Raw genomic sequence first — 21,185 nt, forward strand, 5'->3', positions numbered from 1 at the left:
CCTCGCGCTGACTACTGCGATCTGGCACAACCAGAAGACCGGACAGCCGGTACTCCGGTCACTGACCGCGTACGACCACTGAACCCTTGGAATCAATCATCTAGTCGCCCAGCCCGTAGCCACGGTCGTGGTCACGGGAGATCTCGATGGTCTGACGCCGCTGCTGGTCCAGCTGACGACGAGCCTGACGCGACCGGGACACGAGCCCCTGCTCGCGTGCCTCGCGCTGTGCCTCGACCTGCTGGCGCATGGTGTCCTGCGTGACCGGCTCGAGCCTCGAGGACCCGAAGCGCGTCGGCAGCCACAGGTCCCGCTTCTCGTTGTAGATGACGTTGGCCCGGAAGCCGAGGACGTGGCCGCCTTCGACCTCGGCGCGGTTGTCGCCGGCGGCTCGCTCAAGGTTTCGAAGCGTGCTATCGGGGTAGGCCCGGTAGCCATGATCGCGGCCCTCGGTGCGCCCCAGGCTGAGCACCTGCCGGCCCCAGGCATCCTCGGTTCCTGCACGTAGCTGGATGTCGAGCATCTGAGGTGACCGCTCGCTCTGCAGCGCGATCATCTCGGGGCCGGTCCGCCTCACGCCGACGAACCCGTCGAACGTCAGAACCTTCTTCGGCTGGTCCTGCTCGCCCTTCTTCGGTTGCTCCGGCTCACGCGGCTGGTTGTACGCCCGCGGCTCCTGACGCACCTCAAACGCCTCAGCAGGCTCCTGGACTGCCGGAGGTGCCGCGAAGGGCTCCTGAGCCGTCTGTGGGGCCTGCACGGCCTCCGAGACGGCCGGGGCCGCCTCGTCGCGGTCACGGCCCTCGTCGGTCCTCGACCGAGGCCGACGGCGCGGTGCGACCTCGAGGTCGTCGTCTTTGTTCTCAGCGCCCTGCGTAGGGAGAGGATCAGGTCCTCCACCGCGGATGTCACGGTCCAGGGCCGCGCGGCTCTCCGGGGGTGTCCAGTGCCTGCTGCTCGGCCCAGAGGTCATCGAGGGCAGCAGAGGCGCGATCACGGGCCGAGACGGCAGGCGCCTCGCGCTCGAGAGGCTTGACCGCAGGTGCCTTGTCCACGGGTGTCCGGCCATGATTCACGGCCAGCGCCTCGAGGTCCTTGAGCAGCTGCTGTCGCTCGACGCTCGGCAGCTGGCCGACCTCGCGCGGCGGGAGGTGCGTCAGATCCTGGTGGGCGGCCACGCGCTCCCAGGTGCCCTGGGCGACCTGCTCGAGCTGGTCCTGCACTCCGTCATCTCCGAAGCAGGGGCCGAGCGACCGCTTCGCGAACGGGTTGCTCCGACCGGCGACCTTGAAGCTGCGCAGCTTCACGTCGCCAGCCTTCGTCTCGCGCAGCGACGTCGTCACATCGCCATCCGTGACCTCCTCGAGCGTGTCGCTGAAGGTGCGCATCCGATCGTTGCGATCCAGACCGGCCAGAGATCCGGCGTAGGTCACCGACATGTGCTCGATCGCCAGGTCGACACCCTCACGCACCTTTTCCTTGTCGGTGAGCTTTCCCTTGAGACGTGCCCAGTACGTCGCAGGATCACTCTTACCCCGCTCGTACTGCTCGCTGCCGACCGGGGCAAGAGTCTGGGCGGGCAGGCCGTACTCCGCATGGCGCTCATTGAGCCGCTCGTCCATACGACGACGCAGCTCGTCGATGTCGGTCAACGTGCCCCGCAGGCGCTGTCCCGCACGGAAGCGCTCACCCTCGACCACCATGTCTTTGGCGATCACGGAGTTGATGACCACATGGACGTGATACTTGCCGCCCTCGCCACGCTCGCGCGCAGCCTCGGACCCCTCGGCGTCGGTCTGACCGACCATGAGCATCTGCTCGCCGGGATACATCTCGGTCAGGCTCTCCTGGATGAACCGGAACGCCTCGGCCGTCTGCTGCGGATCATCCGGGTTCACCTCATGCGGAGCGAAGCTGTACTCCATGTGGTAGCCCTCATGGCAGAGCTCGTACTCGTTCTCCGGTGCGACACGGACATGCGTCGCCGTCTCACCGGGACGAGCCGGCCCTCGACTGGACCCTCAAGCTCTACGACGGCTCGACCGTCCGAAAGCGAACCCAGGGGCGGACCAAGGGGGAGGTGCGCGCAAGAGCCAGGGAGGCGGCCCGAGAGCTGCTCGCCACCGGTCAGGGAGCGGAGTGGAAGACCTCGGATGACATCGGCGCCTTCATTGAACAGATCAGCCGACCGATGATCATTGAGTCCTCGTCGCTCCGCGACAGCACCAAGGTGCGGGATCTCCAGCCGCTCGACCTCATCCACGGGCGCTGTGGCCGCCACCCCCACAAGGCGGCCCTGGCCGGCATGCCCATCGTGACCGCAGGCACCTATAGCAAGCTCCACGCCTGCCTGCAGGACATCGCGCGCACCCACGGCACCGGCACGGCCGATCACGCTCGGGCGGTCCTCTCCAAGTACATCCTGCGCCCGCTCGTCCGCGAGGGGGTGTTGAGTGGTAACCCGCTGGCGGGGGAGCGGCTCGACCTCGACCGCAGCCTCACCTCGGCCAAGGTGTCCCGCGGGGGCGTCGCCATCGACGCTGCCGCTCACGAGCGCCTCCTCGTGGGCCTGCTGGCCATGGATACCGCTGAGGGTGTCGCAGCGCCCCGACGCGGCCCTGTGACCCGTGAGGCCCGCGTGGCCCGGAGAGAGAACGTCCGCATCGCGACGCTCATCAAGATGACGATGGGCCTGCGCATCACCGAGGTGCGCACGCTCACCTGGGATCGTGTCCGCAAGGTGCAGGGGAGCCCCTCAATCGCTGTGCCCTCTGAGATCGCGAAGAACCATACTTCCCGAGTCGTGCCCTTCTTGGACCCGAGGGTGATCGAGGTCGTCGAGGCCCACCGGCAGGTGTGCGAGGGCATCGTCTACGTCATCGGCAGTCCTGCTGACCGCAAGAAGCTCTGGGACAAGGACAACGCCCAGAAGGCCATCGCCGAGCTCTACAAGGAGTGGGCCGTCGAGTACGAGATCCCCGAGCTGATGACCGAGCGCTCGCATGTCTGGCGAGCCACCCTCAACATGATGTATCTGGATCGTGTGCCCGAGGTTGCCCGCACGGCGTTCTTCGGTCACACCGCCGCTGTCAGCCGCGAGCACTACACCGATCTCGCGCAGGTCGGGCCGATGCTCCTCGAGGCGCAGCGCCGTCGCGCTGAGAGTACGCACTGAGGTACGCAATGAGTCGCGTCTATCGCTATCAACTCGCGTCAGCTGATGTCGGCGAGTAGTTGCCGATATGAGCTTTTGAACTTGGGTTTTACCCATGTCAGCTCCCACTAGCCACTATACTTACCGGCGACGCAGAAGGTCGTAGGTTCGAATCCTGTCGCGGGCACGACATCAGGCCCGTCACCTGGAAACCCAGGTGACGGGCCTGTTTCGTCCCAGGTCGGTCAGCCGCCGGCGGGACGTGTCGCCCCGCTCACATCGATACCGATATGCGGGCCTCAAGTCGCTTAGCCACGGGCAAGGTAATACGCTAAGCACGTGACTCCCGAACAGCTCAGAGAAGCCATCAGCACTGCCATCAGCCAGCTCAACGAACAGCACGGCTACGCCATCGACGTTCCGGCCCGCCTGGTCGTCGAACGGCCGAAGAACCGTGCGCACGGAGACTGGGCGACGAATGTGGCGCTGCAGACAGCGAAGAAGGCTGGGCTGAATCCGCGTGAGCTCGCCGGCCAGATCGCCGAGGTGCTCGCCGCCGATGAGGGAATCGACACCGCCGAGGTGGCCGGCCCCGGATTCATCAACATCACCCTGGCGGCCGGAGCCGCCGGTGCGCTCGCTGCCGACATCGTCGCCGCCGGCGAGGACTACGGCCGCACCGAAACGCTCGCCGGTCACATCATCAACATGGAGTTCGTCTCCGCCAACCCCACCGGACCGCTGCACCTGGGCCACACCCGGTGGGCTGCGCTCGGCGACGCCATCGCCCGCGTGCTCGCCGCTGCCGGAGCAGAGGTCACCGCCGAGTACTACATCAACGATGCCGGTTCCCAGATGGACGTTTTCGCCGACTCCGTCGTCGCCCGCATTCTCGGCCGCGAGGTCCCTGCCGGCGGCTATCCGGGCAGCTATGTCACCGAGATCGCCGAGACCATCAGCGCGCAGAGCCCGGAGCTCGCCGCCGAGGTCAAGGCCACCGCACAGACACCCGAATCCGACCCGGACGAACCTGCTCCGGCTGTCATCCCCGATGATGTGCGCACCCGCCTGCGCACCCAGGCCTATGAGCTGCAGATGGCGGACATCCGGCAGACCCTCGCCGACTTCGATGTCAGCTTCGATGTGTGGTTCTCCGAAGCCAGTCTGCACAACTCGAATGCCGTGGCCGAGGCGGTGGCCCGCCTGCGCGAGCAGGGCCACGTCTACGAGCACGGGGGAGCGGTGTGGCTGCGCACCACGGAGTTCGGCGACGACAAGGACCGCGTGCTCGTGCGCGCCGACGGCAACCCGACGTACTTCGCCGCTGACGCCGCCTACTACCTCGACAAGAAGGACCGCGGCTTCATCGAGAAGATCTACCTCCTCGGCGCCGACCATCACGGCTACATCGGCCGCCTCAAGGCGATCGCCGCAGCTGCCGGCGATGACCCGGAGAAGAACATCGAGGTCCTCATCGGCCAGCTCATCACGGTCAACGGCGCCAAGCTGTCCAAGCGTGCCGGCAACATCATCGAGCTGCGCGACATCATCGCCTGGCTCGGCCGCGATGCCGTGCGCTACTCGCTGGCCCGCCAGCCGGCCGACTCGCCGCTGACGCTGGATCCCGAGGTGCTGCGCAGCGCCAGCAACGACAACCCCGTCTACTACGTCCAGTACGCCCACGCCCGCTCGCAGTCGGTCGCCCGCAACGCCGAAGCCGCCGGCATCACCACCGAGGCCTTCGACGCTGCGACCCTGACGCATCCGACCGAGGCGACGCTGCTGGCAGCCCTCGCCGACTTCCCGCGCGTCGTCGCGCAGGCCGCGGAGCTGCGCGAACCCCACCGCGTCGCCCGCTACCTCGAGAGCCTCGCCGGCAGCTTCCACAAGTGGTACGACGCCTGCCGGGTCACCCCGCGCGCCGATGAGGACATCGAAGCGGTCCACGCTTCGCGACTTATGCTCGACCTCGCCACCGCCACCGTGCTGCGCAACGGCCTGCGGCTGCTCGGCGTCAGCGCCCCGGAGAGGATGTAATGCCTGCACACATCGCCGGCATCCTCCACGCCACCCCGCCTCCGGTATGGCTGCCGTACCCTGAGGACGTCAACGCCCTCATGCCCTCCCTGTGGCCGCGCAGCGTGGCCAAGAACGAGGCGGGAGAGCTGACGATCGCCGGCCACCGCGTCACCGACCTCGCCCGCGACTACGGCTCCCCGCTCTACGTCCTCGACGCCGCCGACCTCCGCCACCGCGCCGCAGGCTTCGTCACCTCCTTCCAGCAGGCCTTCGCCGCGATCGGCACGGAGGCGCACGCCTACTATGCGGCCAAGTCCTTCCTCTGCACCGCAGTCGCCGAATGGGTCGCCGCCGAAGGCATGGGCATCGACACCTGCACGCTCGGTGAGCTCATGGTCGCCTGCCAAGCCGGCGTCGACCCGCAGACCGTCGGCCTGCACGGCAACAACAAATCCGATGAAGAGATCGCCTTCGCCCTCGACTGGGGGATCGGCCGCATCGTCGTCGACTCCTTCGACGAGATCCCGCGGGTGGCCGCCGCCGCCCGCGCCCGAGGTGTCACCGCCCCGGTCATGCTGCGCGTGACCGTCGGCGTCGAAGCCCACACCCACGACTTCATCGCCACCGCCCACGAGGACCAGAAGTTCGGCCTCTCCCTCCACAGCGGCGATGCCTTCGAAGCCGCCCGCCGGATCGCCGCCGAGGAGCACCTCGACTTCCGCGGCCTGCACAGCCACATCGGCTCGCAGATCTTCGAATCCTCCGGCTTCGACATCGCCGCCGCGCGGATCATCGAGCTGCGCGCCCGGATCCTGACGGAGCTCGGCGTCGATCTGCCCGAGGTCGACCTGGGCGGCGGCTTCGGCATCCGCTACACCTCACAGGACACCCCGCTGCCCTTCTCCGAGATGGCCGAGCGTCTGGCCGCTGTCGTCGCCTCCGCCTGCAAGGCGACCGGCGCGCAGCTGCCGGTGGTGTCCTTCGAACCGGGCCGGGCGATCTGCGGGCCCGCGATCTTCACCCTCTACACCGTCGGCAGCACCAAGGTCGTCGACACCGGCTCCGGTGAGCGGCTCTACATCGCCGTCGACGGCGGCATGAGCGACAACATCCGCACCGCCCTCTACGACGCCGACTACTCGTGCACGATGGCCAACCGCCGTTCCGAGAGCGAACCGGCAGTCGTGCGGGTCGTCGGCAAGCACTGCGAGAGCGGCGACATCATCGTCCGCGATGAGTATCTCCCCAACGACGTCACCCGCGGCGACCTCATCGCCGTGCCGGACACCGGCGCCTACTGCCGGTCGCTGTCGTCGAACTACAACCACGTCCCGCGCCCGGGCGTGCTCGCCGTCGACGGTGAGCAGATCGGCTGGGTCATCCGCCCGGAGACCCACGCCGACATCCTCGCCTGGGACACCGGTTTCGCACCGGCCGCAGACCCCTCAGAGACCACCAGCGCATCTGCGCCTGCGCCCACCACCGGTGCGGATGCGCCCTGCGAGGAAAGAAGGAGCACCACTCGATGAAACCCCTCAAGGTCGCCATGCTCGGCTGCGGTGTCGTCGGCACCGAAGTCGCCACCCGGATCCTCGGCAACGCCGCCGATCTCGAAGCCCGGATCGGTGCGCCGCTGGAGCTGTCCGCCGTCGCCGTGCGCGATGCCGCCAAGGACCGTCCCGGCATCCCGGCAGAGCTGCTGACCACCGACACCGCTGCCGCCATCGACGGAGCCGACATCGTCGTCGAGCTCATGGGCGGACACGAACCGGCCCGCGAGCTCATCCTCACAGCGCTGCGCTCCGGCGCCTCCGTCGTCACCGCCAACAAGGCGCTGCTGGCCAGCGACTATGCCGAGCTGCTCGCTGCCGCTGAGGAAGCCGAGGTGCGCCTGGAACACGAGGCGGCCGTCGCCGGCGCGATCCCGATCATCCGCCCGATCGTCAACTCCCTGGCCGGCGACCGCATCACCCGGGTGCTCGGCATCGTCAACGGCACCACCAACTACATCCTCGACCAGATGGAGAAGGAGGGCTGGGACTTCGACCACGCGCTGGCGACCGCGCAGGAGCTCGGCTATGCCGAAGCGGATCCGACCGCTGACATCGGCGGCCACGATGCTGCGGCCAAGGCGGCGCTGCTCGCCTCGCTGGCCTTCCACACCCAGGTCGGCATCGACGACGTCCACGTCGAGGGCATCACCGGGGTCACCGCAGATATGGTCGAAACCGCCTCGGCGCAGGGCTTCACCATCAAGCTGCTCGCCATCTGCGAGACGCTGGAGGACTCTCCGGCCGGCCCCGGCGTCTCCGCGCGCGTCTACCCTGCACTGCTGCCCAAGGATCACGCGCTGGCTGCCGTCGGCGGTGCCTTCAACGCCGTCTTCGTCGAAGCCGAGGCGGCTGGTTCGCTCATGTTCTACGGCCAGGGGGCCGGCGGTGCGCCGACCGCCTCGGCGGTGCTCGGCGATATCGTCTCAACAGCCCGCCGCACGGTGCTCGGCGGTGCCGGCCAGGCCCGCCGCTCTGTCGATGATCGGCTGCCGGTGCTGCCGATCTCCGCGATCCGCACCCGCTACCAGATCACCTTCGATGTCTTCGACCGTCCCGGTGTGCTCGCCCAGATCTCGCAGGTGTTCGCCGAGGAGGGCACCTCGATCGAGCTCATGCAGCAGACGAAGCTCGAACTCACCGACGACGACGCGCCGCAGCGGGCCAAGCTCGTCATCGCCACCCACTCGGGCACCGATGCCGCGCTGGCAAAGACGGTCGAACGGGCCGTCGCCCTCGACGTCGTCAACGAGCTGAAGTCCGTGCTGCGGATCGAAGGCCACTGAACCACCGCCTCGGCGCCGGCGGCGCACGCCGGCACCAGCCCACCAGCTGAACCTGTGAAGGAGACCCCATGACCGCTGCCCACCGCCACCAGTGGCAGGGCGTCATCGAGGAGTACCGCGACTTCCTCGACATCGCTGCCGAACCCCGCGCCGTGACCCTCGGCGAGGGCGGCACCCCGCTCATCCATGCGGAGAAGCTCTCCGCGCGGACCGGCGCCGAGGTGTGGGTCAAGTACGAGGGGATGAACCCCACCGGCTCCTTCAAGGACCGCGGCATGACGATGGCGATCTCCAAGGCCGTCGCCTATGGTGCCAAGGCCGTCATCTGCGCCTCGACCGGCAACACCTCGGCCTCGGCTGCTGCCTATGCGACGAAGGCCGGGCTGACGTGTGCGGTGCTCGTGCCCGCCGGCAAGATCGCAGTCGGCAAGATGAGCCAGGCGGTCGCCCACGGAGCGCAGCTGCTGGAGGTCGACGGCAACTTCGACGACTGCCTGACGCTGTGCCGCAAGCTCTCGGAGTCCTACCCGGTGCACCTCGTCAACTCGGTCAATCCCGACCGCATCGAAGGGCAGAAGACCGCGTCGTTCGAGATCGTCGATGCGCTCGGCACCGCTCCGGACATCCACGTGCTGCCGGTCGGCAACGCCGGCAACATCACCGCCTACTGGAAGGGCTACCGGGAGTACGTCGCTGCTGGGCTGGCCGCCTCCACCCCGCAGATGTGGGGCTTCCAGGCCGCTGGAGCCGCGCCGCTCGTCAAGGGACACCCGGTCGATGACCCGGAGACCGTCGCCACCGCGATCCGGATCGGCAACCCGGCCTCCTGGGAGCAGGCGATCGCCGCGCGCGACGAATCCGGCGGCGTCATCAAAGCCGTCACCGACGAGGAGATCCTCGCCGCCCACCGGCTGCTGTCCTCGACCGAGGGCATCTTCGTCGAGCCCGGTTCTGCCGCCTCGATCGCCGGTCTGCTGCAGCAGGCCGAGGCCGGTGAGGTGCCCGCCGGTGCGCGCATCGTGTGCACTGTCACCGGGCACGGGCTCAAGGATCCGCAGTGGGCGCTGCACACCGCTGACGGCTCCGACCTCGCCCCCACTCGGGTGCCGGTCGACGCTGTCTCGGCCGCCCGCGAGCTCGGGCTCGAGGACGCCTGATGACCTCGACGGCGGCCGCCGTGCCGCAGGTGATCGGCGAGTTCGAGATCACGGTGCCGGCCACCTCGGCGAACCTGGGCGCCGGCTATGACAGCTTCGGCATCGCCCTCGAGATCCGCGACACGGTGTGCGCCCGGCTGCACGATGGGCCGGTGGATCCGGCCGACTGTGTGCATGTCAGCGGTGAAGGCGCAGGTGTCATCCCGACCGGCCGCGACCACCTCATCCTGCGGGTGATCCGCGAGGTGCTCACCGCCCGCGGTGTCGACGCCGGTGACCGGATCACGCTCGCATGCGAGAATGTCATCGCCCACTCCCGCGGCATGGGCTCCTCAGCTGCCGCCGTCGTCGCCGGGATCGCGATCGCCGATGCCGTCAGCACGACTCTCGGTCTGCGGGTGCCGCCGCCGGAGGAGAAGCTGGCGTGGGCGACTCACTTCGAAGGCCATCCGGACAATGCCGCCCCGGCGCTGTTCGGCGGTGTGACCGTGTCCTATTCCGATGGTGCGGGGCAGCCGCGGTCGGTCTCCGTGCCGGTGGCCGACGATGTCGCCGCGGTGCTGCTTGTGCCGGACAACCGGCTCGAAACTGCGGTGGCCCGCTCACTGCTGCCGGCCACGGTGCCGCATGCCGATGCGGCGGCCAACGCCGCGATCGCCGGACTCTTCGTCTACGCGATCGGCCACGACCCCTCACTGCTGCTCGATGCCACGGTCGACCGGCTCCACCAGAACTACCGGCGTCCGGCGATGACCGCCTCACTTGAGCGGGTCGACGCTCTGCGCGCGGCTGGACTGGCTGCGGTGGTCTCCGGTGCGGGACCGACGGTGCTCGTGCTCGGCACTGGCGATGATCTGCATGCGCAGGTCGAGGCGGTGCTCACCGGCGACAGCTCCCGGATCATCCCGGCTGCGATCGCCGATACCGGCGTCGAGGTGATGGCCACCGACTCCCGGCTGCGCGGCTGAACCACCGACCGGGAGAACCGGTCCTCGGGCTGGTCACGGCCCTGCAGGCACGGGTGGGGGCGAAATGCCGGCGCGGGATTCGCGCTCCGGGCGCGAAAGCGCTAGGGTGGAACCGTTCCCCAGCATTCTTCGCATCATCGGCGCGTCCATGTGATCGTGCCCTCCGCGACTCTGGTGGGAACGCTCTTCGTACCGCGCCATCTGTGGTGTTCGAGGTACTTCATTTTGTGAATGCACGCAATCTCGCGTGCGGTCCGTCGCTGCAGCACTGTGTTCATGCAGCTGCAGCCGAACGAGGGAGAAGGAACCTTCGTGTCAGAAAGCAATCTCGCTGCTCTGCGACTGCCCCAGCTTCAGGAAATGGCCGCGGGTCTCAACATCAAGGGATACCGCCGCCTGCGCAAGGGGGACCTCATCGCCGCTATTGAGAGCAGGACGTCGGGCGCCGCTGAGAGCAGCCCGGCACCGGCTGCCGCAGCCCCGGCTGCGCAGCGGCCCGCGGCACAGACCGCACCCCAGACCGATGACCAGCCAGACACTGCTGCCCCAGAATCGTCCCGCCAGTCCGAGAAGAAGTCGGCCGGTCAGCAGGACGACCAGCCCGCTGCCCAGCAGGAGCACGGCCGCAACCGCGGTGGTCAGCACGACCGCGGCGACCAGTCCCGCCAGGACCAGCCGCGCGGCGGGCAGGACGACCAGTCCGAATCCCGCGAGGCCAACGGCAGCCAGGACGAGGACGGCGGATCCCGCCGCCGCGGCAACCGCCGTGAGCGTGGTGAGCGCCAGAACCGCGGCGACAACCGCGAGAACCGCGGTGACAACCAGAACCGCGACCAGAATCACGAGAACCGCCGCGGCAACCGCGGCCGGGGACGTGACCGCAAACGTCGCGGCCGCGGTGAGGGCGATGACCAGAACCTGCGTCCCGATGACGTGCTCATCCCCGTCGGCGGCATCCTCGATGTCCACGACAACTACGCCTTCCTGCGCACCTCCGGCTACCTGCCCGGCCAGAACGACGTCTACGTCTCCGCCGGCATGGTCAAGAAGAACGGCCTGCGCAAGGGCGACGCCGTCGTCGGTGCGATCAAGCAGCCGCGCGAGGGCGACAACCGCTCGAAGCGCCGCGAGAAGTTCGATGCGCTCGTCCGCCTCGACTCCGTCAACGGCCTGAGCATTGAGGACGCCAAGCGCCGCGTCGACTTCTCCAAGCTGACGCCGCTGTACCCGCAGGACCGCCTGCGCCTGGAGACGGCCTCGAAGCTCATCTCCACCCGGATCATCGACCTCGTCTCGCCGATCGGCAAGGGCCAGCGCGGCCTCATCGTCGCCCCGCCCAAGGCCGGCAAGACCACGGTCATGCAGCAGATCGCCAACGCCATTGCCGAGAACAACCCTGAGGTCCACCTCATGGTCGTCCTCGTCGACGAGCGTCCGGAAGAGGTCACCGATATGCAGCGCGCAGTCGAGGGCGAGGTCATCGCCTCGACCTTCGACCGCCCGGCCGATGACCATACGACGATCGCCGAACTGGCCATCGAGCGCGCCAAGCGCCTCGTCGAGATGGGTCAGGATGTCGTCGTGCTGCTCGACAACATCACCCGCCTCGGCCGCGCCTACAACCTCGCGCAGCCGGCCTCGGGCCGGATCCTCTCCGGTGGTGTCGACGCCAACGCGCTGTACCCGCCCAAGAAGTTCTTCGGTGCTGCGCGCAACATCGAAGGCGGCGGCTCGCTCACGATCCTCGCAACCGCGCTCGTGGAGACCGGTTCGAAGATGGACGAAGTGATCTTCGAAGAGTTCAAGGGCACCGGCAATATGGAGCTGCGCCTGTCCCGCCACCTGGCCGACAAGCGGATCTTCCCGGCCGTCGACGTCAACTCCTCGGGCACCCGCCGTGAGGAGAACCTCATGAGCCCCGAAGAGCGCAAGGTCATGTGGAAGCTGCGCCGGGTGCTCTCCGGTCTCGAACAGCAGCAGGCTCTCGAACTGCTCATTTCGAAGATGAAGGAGACCGGCTCGAACGCCGAGTTCCTCTTCCAGGTGCAGAAGACCACTCCGCTGCCCAAGTCAGCCGCCGACGACAGCTGATCGGCTGACCGCAACTGCATGACTGAGACTGCTGACACGAGCGCTGATATCGAGTCCCTGCGCCAGATGGTGCACATGCTCCGCGACGAGCATGCGCGCATCGAGCAGGAGCTCGCCGACCCCGAGGTGCACGCCAACCCGGGCACGGCGCGCCGGCTTACCCGCCGGTACGCCGAGCTCGAGAAGATCGTCACCTGCTGGAACGCGCTCAGCAGCACCCAGGAGGATCTGCAGGCCTGCAGAGAGCTCGCCGACGACGATGCCAGCTTCGCCCAGGAGCTGCCTGCGCTCGAAGAGCAGCGCGGACAGCTCCTGAGCGAGCTGCGGGATCTGCTCGTGCCCCGCGACCCGGACGACGACCGCGATGCCCTCGTGGAGATCAAAGCCGGTGAAGGCGGTGAGGAGTCGGCCCTTTTCGCCTCCGATCTGCTGCGGATGTACCAGCGGTGGGCCGACCGGCGCGGCTGGTCGAGCGAGGTCATCGACATCACGCTCTCCGACCTCGGCGGCGCCAAGGACGTCACCCTCGCCATCAAAGCCAAGGACGACGGCGCCTACGGCTGGCTGAAGTTCGAAGGCGGCGTCCACCGCGTGCAGCGCGTCCCGGTGACCGAATCGCAGGGACGCATCCACACCTCGGCAGCGGGCGTCATCGTGTTCCCGGAAGTCGACGAGCCCGGCGAGATCGAAATCGACGACAACGACCTGCGCATCGACGTCTACCGCTCGTCCGGTCCGGGCGGCCAGTCGGTCAACACCACCGACTCCGCGGTGCGCATCACCCACGTGCCCACCGGCATTGTCGCGAGCTGCCAGAACGAGAAGTCCCAGCTGCAGAACAAGGCCGCAGCCCTGCGGATCCTGCGCGCCCGGCTGCTCGCCGCCCAAGCCGCCGAGGCGGCCGCTGAGGCCGATGACCGGCGCCGTTCCCAGGTGCGCACCGTCGACCGCTCCGAGCGGATCCGCACCTACAACTTCCCGGAGAACCGGATCGCCGACCATCGCAGCGGCTACAAGGCCTACAACCTCGACCAGGTGCTCGCCGGCGACCTCGATCCGGTCGTCGAATCCTGCCGCGCCCTCGACCGCGCCCAGCGTCTCGAAGAGGCGCAGTAGGCATGTCCGCGGGTGCCGCCCCGGATGCCGCACAGCCGGCCGATCAGCTCATCGTCACCGCCCGCAACCGCCTCTCTGCGGTCGGCATCGAGACCCCCGGCACCGATGCCCGGCTGCTGCTGGCTCATGTGCTCGGCCTGAGCCACAAGGAGCTCTCCCTGCAGCTGCTGCGCGGCTTCGACGTGCCGGCTGAGCAGGCCGCCGAATACGAACAGATCCTGCAGCGCCGTCTCGCACGCATCCCGCTCCAGCACCTCACCGGCCGCGTCGGCTTCCGCCATCTCGAGCTGCAGGTGGGGCCTGGCGTGTTCATCCCGCGCCCGGAGACCGAACTGCTCCTCGAACCGGCCCTCAGCCGCGCCGCCGCGCTGCGCGCCACAGGCCAGCATGAGGGAAACGGGCAGCCGCGCCGCCTGCGGATCCTCGACATGTGCACCGGCAGCGCAGCCCTCGCACTGGCCGCGGCCACCGAGATCCCCGGCAGCGAGGTGCATGCCGTCGAGCTCTCTGCTGAGGCCCTGAGCTGGGCGCAGCGCAATCTCGACGCCACCGCCGAAGCGGTCGCGGCCGCCGGCTCGACCCTCACCCTGCATGCCGGTGACATCGCCGAGGTGGTGCCCGCCCTGGGCTCCTTCGACATCGTGCTGAGCAATCCGCCCTATGTTCCCCAGAACCGCCCGCCCGAGACCGAGGAGGTCACCGGCTACGATCCGCAGCTGGCCCTCTACGGCGGCAGCGCCGATGGCATGGCGATCCCCGCACAGGTCATCTCTCTTGCAGCGGCTGCTCTGAACGCAGGCGGACTGCTCTGCATCGAGCATGACGAGACGCAGGGCCCGGCGATCGTGCAGGCCTGCCGGGAAGCGGGAATGCGAAGCGCGCACACGCACAGCGATTACACTGGCAGAGACCGTTTCACCACCGCCGAGCGCCGAGAAGGGCCGTGAATGTCGCGCACGTTCCGCATTGACAATGATGAGATCCGAGACCTGGTCTTCGCCGAATGCGCCCGCGTCCTCGAAGCCGATGGCCTCATCGTCATGCCGACCGACACCGTCTACGGCATCGCAGCGGATGCGTTCTCCGCTACCGGCGTGGGGAAGCTGCTCAAGGCCAAAGGCCGCGGCCGCGACATGCCGCCGCCGGTGCTCATCGGCCAGCGTGAGGTGCTCATGGCCCTCGCCGAGGTGCCGGGCACCGAGGTCTTCGAACTCACCAAGCGCTTCTGGCCGGGTCCGCTGACGATCATCTGCGGCGCCCAGGCGATGCTCGACTGGGACCTGGGCGATACCCACGGCACGGTCGCCGTGCGGATGCCCGACCACCCCGCTGCGCTCGAACTGCTGCGCACCACCGGCCCGCTGGCAGTCTCATCAGCCAATACGCACGGTGCTCCGGCAGCCGGCAATGCTGCCGAGGCCGAGGAGATGCTCGGCGAGAGCGTCGACATCTATCTCGACGGGGGAGAGGTGGCCGGCACTGGCGCCTCGACGATCGTCGACCTCACCCGCACCCCGCCGCGCATCCTGCGCCAGGGGCCGATCAGCGCCGCGGAGCTGCGCGAGGTGCTGCCCGACCTCGCCGACCTCGCCGGCGCCTCGGGCACGGAGGCGCCCTCGGATAGCGAGGCGACCGGCGCCTCGGGTGCGGAGGCGCCCTCGGATAGCGAGGCGGCCGGCGCCTCGGGTGCGGGGGAGAGCAGCGCAGCAGATGCGCAGACACCTGACGAAGACGCGCAGGAGTAGTGCTGCGTGCGCGCCTACCTGTTCGTCCTCCTCGTCGCAGCGATCGTCTCGTACCTCGTCACCCCGATGGTGCGCCGGATCGCCGAACGCGGACTCATCTTCGCGCCCCTGCGCGCCCGCGACGTGCACTCGGTGCCCACCCCGCGTCTCGGCGGGGTGGCGATCTACGCCGGGCTGATCGTCGGGCTGCTGTTCGCCTCGCAGACTCCGTTTCTCGAAGAGCTCTTCGTCCAGCCCGGGGCGATCGTCGGCATCGTCGGCGCAGCGACGATCCTGTGTGTGCTCGGCGTCATCGACGACATCTGGGACCTCAACTGGATCACCAAGCTCGCCGGCCAGACGCTGGCGGCCGGGTTCATGGCCTTCAACGGCGTGACACTGCTGTCGATCCCGTTCAACTCCGTCATCATCGGCTCGCCGCGGATGTCGATCATCCTCACCGTGCTCGTCGTGCTCATCACCATCAACGCCGTCAACTTCGTCGACGGCCTCGACGGGCTGGCCGCCGGGATCGTGACGATCGGCGGAATGGCGTTCTTCGTCTACTCCTACAGCCTGGCCGTCGACACGAGCTCCGACAGCTACGCCAACCTCGCCTCGCTCATCATCTCGCTGCTCGTCGGTGCGTGCCTGGGGTTCCTGCCGCACAACTTCAACCCCGCCCGGATCTTCATGGGCGACTCCGGCTCGATGCTCATCGGCCTGCTGCTGGCCGCCTCGACGATCCGGGTGACCGGCCAGGTCGATCCCGCACTGCTGTCAAACCAGCGCGTCTTCGCGACCTACCTGCCGATCATCCTGCCGGTGGCGGTGATGTTCCTGCCGCTGCTCGACCTCGGCCTGGCACTGCTGCGCCGGATGGCGGCCGGCAAGTCGCCGTTCTCCGCTGACGCCAAGCACCTGCACCACCGCATGCTGCGCCTCGGGCACTCACACGCCCGGGCGGTGCTCATCCTCTACTTGTGGACGGCGATCTTCGCCTTCGGCTCGGTGTCGTTCCTCATCGCCACCCCGATGGTGAATGTGCCGATCATCCTGCTGGCCGTGGCGATCACCCTGTTCCTGACGTTCTATCCGCTGTACTCGCGCCTGCGCGCAAAGGAGGCCATCCGATGACCGAGCCGATTCCCGCTCCGCACGAGCGCCACGAGACCGAGATCGACCGGCAGTGGAAGGCGATCTGGTTCCGGCTGCTGGTGCGCGGTGCGATCCTCGTTCTCGCCGTCACCATCGTCGGGGGGCTGCTCGGCATGCTCTTCGCCGGCCAGCAGGGCCTCAACGGCGCACTCGTCGGCGGGGGACTGGCGGCAGTGTTCCTGCTCATCTCGCTTGCCATCATGTACATCGGCCGCAGCTGGAACCTCACCGTCATCGCCGGCGCGCTCGGGGTGGGATTCCTGTTCAAGGCGTTCATCTTCATGATCGTCATCTGGCGGATCAAGGACGCCGCCTGGCTCGATGGGACGACGGCGTTCTTCACGATCGTCGCCGCAGTCATCGGCACCTCGCTGCTCGATGCGATCACCGTCACACGTGCGCGCATCCCGACTGTCGATCCCGAAGCGCGCTGAACTGCGCCGGGACGGTCGTGCAGCGCTGCAGATCGGCGCGGGCCCGGGCCGAAGCCGGGTGTGCGAGCCCGGCACAAGGCCTGAAATCACGCCGATCGCAGCGGTTGGAGAGATTGCCCAGCAATTTGTGAGTTTATTACCGCGATTGGTAGAGTACTCAAGGACCAGGTGCCAGTTCACCGGTCTCCATGATGTGACAATGCCGCTCCGCCTGTCTGCCGGAGCGACTGGTCGGCCTGGTTCTAACCCGCCCGGGCCCGAAATTGGGAGAGTAACCGAAACGTGTCTATCTTTACCGCGGCGAATTCTGTGATTCTGGCAGCAGGGGACGGTGGGTTCCACCCGCCATCGATGCAGGAGTTCTTCCCGCCGGCGATCTTCTTCGAAGGCACGCCTTTCGAGTTCAACCGCGTCATGCTCATGCGCGTCGTCGCCACCGCGGCCCTGTGCATCATCATGGTCGTCGCCGCCAAGCGCGCCAAGCTCATCCCCTCCCGCGGCCAGTCCATGGTCGAGCTTTCCCTCGACTTCGTGCGCAACGGCATCGCCGAGCAGACCATGGGCAAGGAGCGCGGACGCAAGTTCCTGCCGCTCATCGCCACCATCTTCTTCATGGTCCTGGCCATGAACCTCACCGGTCTCATCCCGCTCCTCAACCTCTCCGGCACCGCGGTCGTCGGCGTTCCGCTGCTGCTGGCCCTCATCGTGTACTTCACGTACCACATCGAAGGCATCCGCTCGCTCGGCCTCGGCGGCTACCTCAAGAACGCACTCGTCCTGCCGAACGTTCCGGCGGTCATGCACTTCCTGCTGATCCCGATCGAGTTCCTCACGAAGTTCATCATCCAGCCCTTCACGCTCACACTGCGTCTGCTAGCCAATATGCTCGTCGGCCACCTGCTGCTCGTGCTGTGCTTCTCGGCCACCTGGTTCTTCTTCTTCGACGCTTCGCTGGGATTCAAGTTCTTCGGGTTCCTCACCCTTTTCGGCGGCCTGTTCATGACCGCACTCAAGCTGCTGGTCGCCGCACTGCAGGCCTACATCTTCGCGCTGCTCGCCGCGGTCTACATCGACCAGGCCGCGTCGAAGCACTGATCTCTTCCCTGAATCGCAAGACTTGTAACGAAAAACCGTTACGCGTACCGCCCGGTACACAACCGAAAGGAAACAATCCAAAGTGGATATTCTCGCTGAAGTCAACGGCTCCATCGCCACTGTCGGCTACGGCCTCGCCGCGATCGGCCCGGGCATCGGCCTTGGCATCGTCATCGGCAAGACCATCGAGGGAACCGCACGTCAGCCTGAGCTCGCCAACGCTCTGCGCGGCAACATGTTCCTCGGCATCGCCCTGATTGAGGCCCTGGCCCTCATCGGCATCGCCACCCCCTTCTTCCTTAACTGAGGTCTGACTCAATGACTCCGATGATTGCCGCGGCTGAGGGAACACCGAACCCCCTCCTGCCCGCTACCTATGACATCGTCTGGAGTGCGGTGACCTTCCTCATCATCCTCGTGGTGTTCTGGAAGTTTGTTCTGCCGGCGTTCAACCGGGTCCTCGACGAACGAGCTGAGAAGATTCAGGGCGGTATCGAGAAGGCTGAACGCGTTCAGGCCGAAGCTGATGCCGCACTCGCTGAATACCAGAAGCAGCTCGCCGACGGCCGTGCTGTGGCAGCGCGCCTGCGCTCCGAGGCACAGGAAGACGGCGCACAGATCATCGCCGAGATGAAGCAGAAGGCCAATGAAGAGGCCGAGCGCATCATCTCCCAGGCAAAGGCACAGATCGAAGCTGAGAAGCAGGCGGCCATGGTCGAACTGCGCGGAGACGTCGGAGGCCTCGCCACCGACCTCGCTTCGCGCATCGTGGGTGAGAGCCTCACCGACGACGCCCGTTCGGCCAATGTCGTCGACCGCTTCATCGCCGATCTCGAAGCAAGCACCCCGGCCCAGACGGTTAAGGAGTCGTGATGCTGCAGTCGAGCAGGAATTCGCTCAACGATGTGCTGGACGCAGTCGACTCCCGCCTGCAGGCCGGTGCCGGTTCGGCATCCGTGCTCGGCGACGGGCTGCTGTCGATCGTCTCCGCGCTGGCTGACAGCGCTCAGCTGCGCCGTCTCATGGCAGACGGTGCGATCGGCGCAGAGCTCAAGCACGGCGTCCTGGACACGCTGTTCGCCGGTCGGGTCGACGCGACTGCCCTCGACATCGCCAAGCACGCAGCCACTCTGCACTGGGCTCGCCCCCAGGACAGCGTGACCGCTCTGGAAGATGCCGGCGTCACTGCGATCGCAGCACAGGCACAGGCTGAGGGCCGCCTCGGGGAGGTCGAGGAGGAGCTGTTTCGCTTCACCCGCCTCATCGAGTCCGATCACGAGCTGGGATGGGCCTTCGAGTCCGCAGCCCCGGCCGAGACGAAGCGCGCACTCGCAGCCGACCTGCTCGACGGCAAGGCCGCGACTGAGACCGTCAGGCTGGCAGCTCAGGCCGCTGCGCATCCGCGCGGTTCCCGCGTCTCCGAGACGCTCGACCGCTATTCGGCAGTGCTGGCCCGCCGCCAGCAGCGCTCCGTCGCCGAGGTGACGGTCGCCAAGCCGATGAGCGACGAGCAGCAGGTGCGCCTGGCCTCGGCTCTGTCGGCCCACTACGGCCGCGAGCTGGTCCTCAACGTGCATGTGGACCCCGACGTCGTCGGTGGTGTGCGCGTGCAGGTCGGTGACGAAGTGATGAACTCAACGATCTCGAATCGTCTGTCCGACCTTCGTCGTCGCCTGGCAAGCTGATCAACCGCCCGCGCCACGGGCTACATACACACGTTCAGACAGCGGTCTGCAGAGAAGAACCGGGTCGCTGCTAGAGATTTAAGGAAGCAGGGAAACCAGATGGCGGAACTGACAATTCGCCCGGATGAAATCCGGGACGCCCTGGGGAAGTTCGTTGAGTCGTACAACCCCGAAGGCGGAGACAAGACTGAGGTCGGAAAGGTCGTCACCGCAGGTGACGGCATCGCCAGCGTGTCCGGTCTGCCCGGCACCATGGCCAATGAGCTGCTGCGCTTCGAAGACGGCACCCTCGGCCTCGCCCAGAACCTCGACGAGCGCGAAATCGGCGTCGTCGTCCTCGGTGAGTTCGCCAGCATCGCTGAAGAGCAGGCCGTCTACCGCACCGGTGAGGTCCTCTCGATCCCGGTCGGCGACGGATTCCTCGGCCGTGTCGTTGATCCGCTCGGCCAGCCCATCGACGGCCTCGGCGAGATCGAGTCCGACACCCGCCGTGAGCTCGAGCTCCAGGCAGCCGGCGTCATGGCCCGCCAGGAGGTCCGCGAGCCGCTGCAGACCGGCCTCAAGGCCATCGACGCGATGATCCCGATCGGCCGCGGACAGCGCCAGCTCATCATCGGCGACCGCAAGACCGGCAAGACCGCTCTCGCGCTCGACACCATCATCAACCAGAAGGCCAACTGGGAGTCCGGCGACCCGAAGAAGCAGGTCCGCTGCATCTACGTCGCCTGTGGTCAGAAGGGCTCAACGATCGCCTCGGTGCGTCGTTCGCTCGAAGAGGCCGGCGCGATGGAGTACACCACCATCGTCGCGTCGCCCGCCTCCGACCCGGCCGGCTTCAAGTACCTGGCTCCGTACTCCGGTTCGGCCATCGGCCAGCACTGGATGTACGAGGGCAAGCATGTCCTCATCGTCTTCGATGACCTGTCGAAGCAGGCTGAGGCCTATCGTGCGATCTCGCTGCTGCTGCGCCGCCCGCCGGGCCGCGAAGCATACCCCGGCGACGTCTTCTACCTCCACTCCCGCCTGCTGGAGCGCTGCGCGAAGCTCTCCGACGAGCTCGGCGGCGGTTCGATGACCGGGCTGCCGATCATCGAGACGAAGGCCAATGACGTCGGCGCGTTCATCCCGACCAACGTCATCTCGATCACCGACGGCCAGATCTTCCTGCAGTCGGACCTGTTCAACTCGAACCAGCGTCCGGCCGTCGACGTCGGCGTGTCCGTCTCCCGCGTCGGTGGTGCCGCTCAGACCAAGGCCCTCAAGGGCGTCTCGGGCACCCTGAAGATCTCGCTGGCTCAGTACCGCTCGCTCGAGGCCTTTGCGATGTTCGCCTCGGACCTCGATGCTGCCACCAAGCGCCAGCTCGCTCGCGGTGCTCGCCTCATGGAGCTGCTCAAGCAGGGCCAGTTCGATCCGATGCCGTTCGAGAAGCAGACCGTCTCCGTGTGGGCCGGCTCCGAGGGCTACCTCGACGAGATCCCCGCCGACGACGTCCTGCGCTTCGAGAAGGAGTTCCACGAGTACCTCGAGCGCCGCACCGGCGTCCTCGAAGCGATCCGTGAGACGCAGAAGCTCGAAGACGACACCAAGGACGAGCTCACCACTGCGATCAAGGACTTCTCTGAGGGCTTCCAGACCTCCGAAGACGGCGGCGTGCATGTCGGCTCCGAAGAGTTCGACTCCGCTGACGAGGACGAGGTACAGCAGGAGCAGATCGTCAAGCAGAAGCGCTGAGCGCTCTGCCCATG

General features: G+C 67.4%; 19 protein-coding genes. 17 read left to right on the forward strand and 2 right to left on the reverse strand.

From position 1 onward, the window contains the following. Positions 1–100 precede the first annotated feature (100 nt). On the reverse strand, positions 101–973 hold the full coding sequence (locus ACFFN1_RS14965) for a hypothetical protein (protein WP_376841656.1): 873 nt from the start codon (positions 971–973) through the stop codon (positions 101–103). After that, entirely contained in the window at positions 909–1,925 is a 1,017-nt protein-coding gene (locus ACFFN1_RS14970) for a hypothetical protein (RefSeq protein WP_376841657.1), read from the reverse strand. Before ACFFN1_RS14970 ends, ACFFN1_RS14965 begins: the two co-directional genes overlap by 65 nt. A 155-nt stretch (positions 1,926–2,080) precedes the next feature. On the opposite strand from ACFFN1_RS14970, the gene ACFFN1_RS14975 reads away from it, so the two are divergent. The 17 genes from ACFFN1_RS14975 to atpA all read left to right on the forward strand — a co-directional run bounded on the left by ACFFN1_RS14975 (position 2,081) and on the right by atpA (position 21,171). After that, positions 2,081–3,175 (forward strand): hypothetical protein, encoded by a 1,095-nt coding sequence (locus tag ACFFN1_RS14975; protein ID WP_376841658.1) that lies wholly within the window; start codon positions 2,081–2,083, stop codon positions 3,173–3,175. A gap of 318 nt (positions 3,176–3,493) precedes the next feature. Continuing rightward, on the forward strand, positions 3,494–5,191 hold the full coding sequence (gene argS, locus ACFFN1_RS14980) for an arginine--tRNA ligase (protein WP_376841659.1): 1,698 nt from the start codon (positions 3,494–3,496) through the stop codon (positions 5,189–5,191). Next, positions 5,191–6,702 carry a diaminopimelate decarboxylase gene (gene lysA, locus ACFFN1_RS14985; protein ID WP_376841660.1) on the forward strand — a complete coding sequence of 504 codons (1,512 nt, stop codon included), beginning with the start codon at positions 5,191–5,193 and terminating at the stop codon, positions 6,700–6,702. Before argS ends, lysA begins: the two co-directional genes overlap by 1 nt. Continuing rightward, positions 6,699–8,009, forward strand: a complete 1,311-nt coding sequence (locus tag ACFFN1_RS14990) for a homoserine dehydrogenase (RefSeq protein WP_376841661.1) — start codon at positions 6,699–6,701, stop codon at positions 8,007–8,009. Before lysA ends, ACFFN1_RS14990 begins: the two co-directional genes overlap by 4 nt. Before the next feature lie 68 nt (positions 8,010–8,077). Further along, positions 8,078–9,166 (forward strand): threonine synthase, encoded by a 1,089-nt coding sequence (gene thrC / locus ACFFN1_RS14995; protein ID WP_376841662.1) that lies wholly within the window; start codon positions 8,078–8,080, stop codon positions 9,164–9,166. Continuing rightward, complete coding sequence (thrB, locus tag ACFFN1_RS15000; RefSeq protein ID WP_376841663.1) at positions 9,166–10,134, forward strand: homoserine kinase; 969 nt, start codon at positions 9,166–9,168, stop codon at positions 10,132–10,134. Before thrC ends, thrB begins: the two co-directional genes overlap by 1 nt. A 276-nt stretch (positions 10,135–10,410) precedes the next feature. Next, on the forward strand, positions 10,411–12,225 hold the full coding sequence (gene rho, locus ACFFN1_RS15005; RefSeq protein WP_376841664.1) for a transcription termination factor Rho: 1,815 nt from the start codon (positions 10,411–10,413) through the stop codon (positions 12,223–12,225). Between the two features lie 18 nt (positions 12,226–12,243). After that, positions 12,244–13,341, forward strand: coding sequence for a peptide chain release factor 1 (gene prfA, locus ACFFN1_RS15010; RefSeq protein WP_376841665.1), 1,098 nt, complete (start codon positions 12,244–12,246; stop codon positions 13,339–13,341). Positions 13,342–13,343: 2 nt separating this feature from the next. Beyond that, positions 13,344–14,288, forward strand: coding sequence for a peptide chain release factor N(5)-glutamine methyltransferase (prmC, locus tag ACFFN1_RS15015; RefSeq protein ID WP_376841666.1), 945 nt, complete (start codon positions 13,344–13,346; stop codon positions 14,286–14,288). Then, positions 14,289–15,086 (forward strand): L-threonylcarbamoyladenylate synthase, encoded by a 798-nt coding sequence (locus tag ACFFN1_RS15020; RefSeq protein ID WP_376841667.1) that lies wholly within the window; start codon positions 14,289–14,291, stop codon positions 15,084–15,086. 6 nt (positions 15,087–15,092) lie between these two features. Further along, positions 15,093–16,202: an MraY family glycosyltransferase gene (locus ACFFN1_RS15025; RefSeq protein WP_376841668.1), complete on the forward strand. Its 1,110-nt coding sequence runs from the start codon at positions 15,093–15,095 to the stop codon at positions 16,200–16,202. Beyond that, positions 16,199–16,657, forward strand: coding sequence for a Cg1360 family ATP-synthase-associated protein (locus ACFFN1_RS15030; protein WP_376841669.1), 459 nt, complete (start codon positions 16,199–16,201; stop codon positions 16,655–16,657). Before ACFFN1_RS15025 ends, ACFFN1_RS15030 begins: the two co-directional genes overlap by 4 nt. Positions 16,658–17,008: 351 nt before the next feature. Next, positions 17,009–17,752, forward strand: a complete 744-nt coding sequence (gene atpB, locus ACFFN1_RS15035) for a F0F1 ATP synthase subunit A (RefSeq protein WP_376841670.1) — start codon at positions 17,009–17,011, stop codon at positions 17,750–17,752. Between the two features lie 82 nt (positions 17,753–17,834). Then, positions 17,835–18,059, forward strand: a complete 225-nt coding sequence (atpE, locus tag ACFFN1_RS15040; protein ID WP_376841671.1) for a F0F1 ATP synthase subunit C — start codon at positions 17,835–17,837, stop codon at positions 18,057–18,059. A gap of 11 nt (positions 18,060–18,070) precedes the next feature. After that, on the forward strand, positions 18,071–18,625 hold the full coding sequence (locus ACFFN1_RS15045) for a F0F1 ATP synthase subunit B (protein ID WP_376841672.1): 555 nt from the start codon (positions 18,071–18,073) through the stop codon (positions 18,623–18,625). Beyond that, positions 18,625–19,437 (forward strand): F0F1 ATP synthase subunit delta, encoded by an 813-nt coding sequence (locus ACFFN1_RS15050; protein ID WP_376841673.1) that lies wholly within the window; start codon positions 18,625–18,627, stop codon positions 19,435–19,437. The genes ACFFN1_RS15045 and ACFFN1_RS15050 overlap by 1 nt, the downstream gene beginning before the upstream one ends. A gap of 99 nt (positions 19,438–19,536) precedes the next feature. Beyond that, positions 19,537–21,171, forward strand: coding sequence for a F0F1 ATP synthase subunit alpha (atpA, locus tag ACFFN1_RS15055; RefSeq protein WP_376841674.1), 1,635 nt, complete (start codon positions 19,537–19,539; stop codon positions 21,169–21,171). Positions 21,172–21,185: the final 14 nt, after the last annotated feature.

The sequence above is a fragment of the Brevibacterium otitidis genome (assembly GCF_042429315.1).
GTDB classification, from domain to species: Bacteria; Actinomycetota; Actinomycetes; order Actinomycetales; family Brevibacteriaceae; genus Brevibacterium; species Brevibacterium otitidis.

Excerpts from the sequence above, each read along its gene's own strand:
- ACFFN1_RS14965 (WP_376841656.1), bottom strand. The coding sequence starts at position 973 with ATGACCTCTGGGCCGAGCAGCAGGCACTGGACACCCCCGGAGAGCCGC.
- ACFFN1_RS14970 (WP_376841657.1), bottom strand. The coding sequence starts at position 1,925 with ATGGAGTACAGCTTCGCTCCGCATGAGGTGAACCCGGATGATCCGCAG.
- lysA (WP_376841660.1), top strand. The coding sequence starts at position 5,191 with ATGCCTGCACACATCGCCGGCATCCTCCACGCCACCCCGCCTCCGGTA.
- ACFFN1_RS14990 (WP_376841661.1), top strand. The coding sequence starts at position 6,699 with ATGAAACCCCTCAAGGTCGCCATGCTCGGCTGCGGTGTCGTCGGCACC.
- thrC (WP_376841662.1), top strand. The coding sequence starts at position 8,078 with ATGACCGCTGCCCACCGCCACCAGTGGCAGGGCGTCATCGAGGAGTAC.
- thrB (WP_376841663.1), top strand. The coding sequence starts at position 9,166 with ATGACCTCGACGGCGGCCGCCGTGCCGCAGGTGATCGGCGAGTTCGAG.
- rho (WP_376841664.1), top strand. The coding sequence starts at position 10,411 with ATGCAGCTGCAGCCGAACGAGGGAGAAGGAACCTTCGTGTCAGAAAGC.
- prfA (WP_376841665.1), top strand. The coding sequence starts at position 12,244 with ATGACTGAGACTGCTGACACGAGCGCTGATATCGAGTCCCTGCGCCAG.
- prmC (WP_376841666.1), top strand. The coding sequence starts at position 13,344 with ATGTCCGCGGGTGCCGCCCCGGATGCCGCACAGCCGGCCGATCAGCTC.
- ACFFN1_RS15020 (WP_376841667.1), top strand. The coding sequence starts at position 14,289 with ATGTCGCGCACGTTCCGCATTGACAATGATGAGATCCGAGACCTGGTC.
- ACFFN1_RS15030 (WP_376841669.1), top strand. The coding sequence starts at position 16,199 with ATGACCGAGCCGATTCCCGCTCCGCACGAGCGCCACGAGACCGAGATC.
- atpB (WP_376841670.1), top strand. The coding sequence starts at position 17,009 with ATGCAGGAGTTCTTCCCGCCGGCGATCTTCTTCGAAGGCACGCCTTTC.
- ACFFN1_RS15045 (WP_376841672.1), top strand. The coding sequence starts at position 18,071 with ATGACTCCGATGATTGCCGCGGCTGAGGGAACACCGAACCCCCTCCTG.
- ACFFN1_RS15050 (WP_376841673.1), top strand. The coding sequence starts at position 18,625 with ATGCTGCAGTCGAGCAGGAATTCGCTCAACGATGTGCTGGACGCAGTC.
- atpA (WP_376841674.1), top strand. The coding sequence starts at position 19,537 with ATGGCGGAACTGACAATTCGCCCGGATGAAATCCGGGACGCCCTGGGG.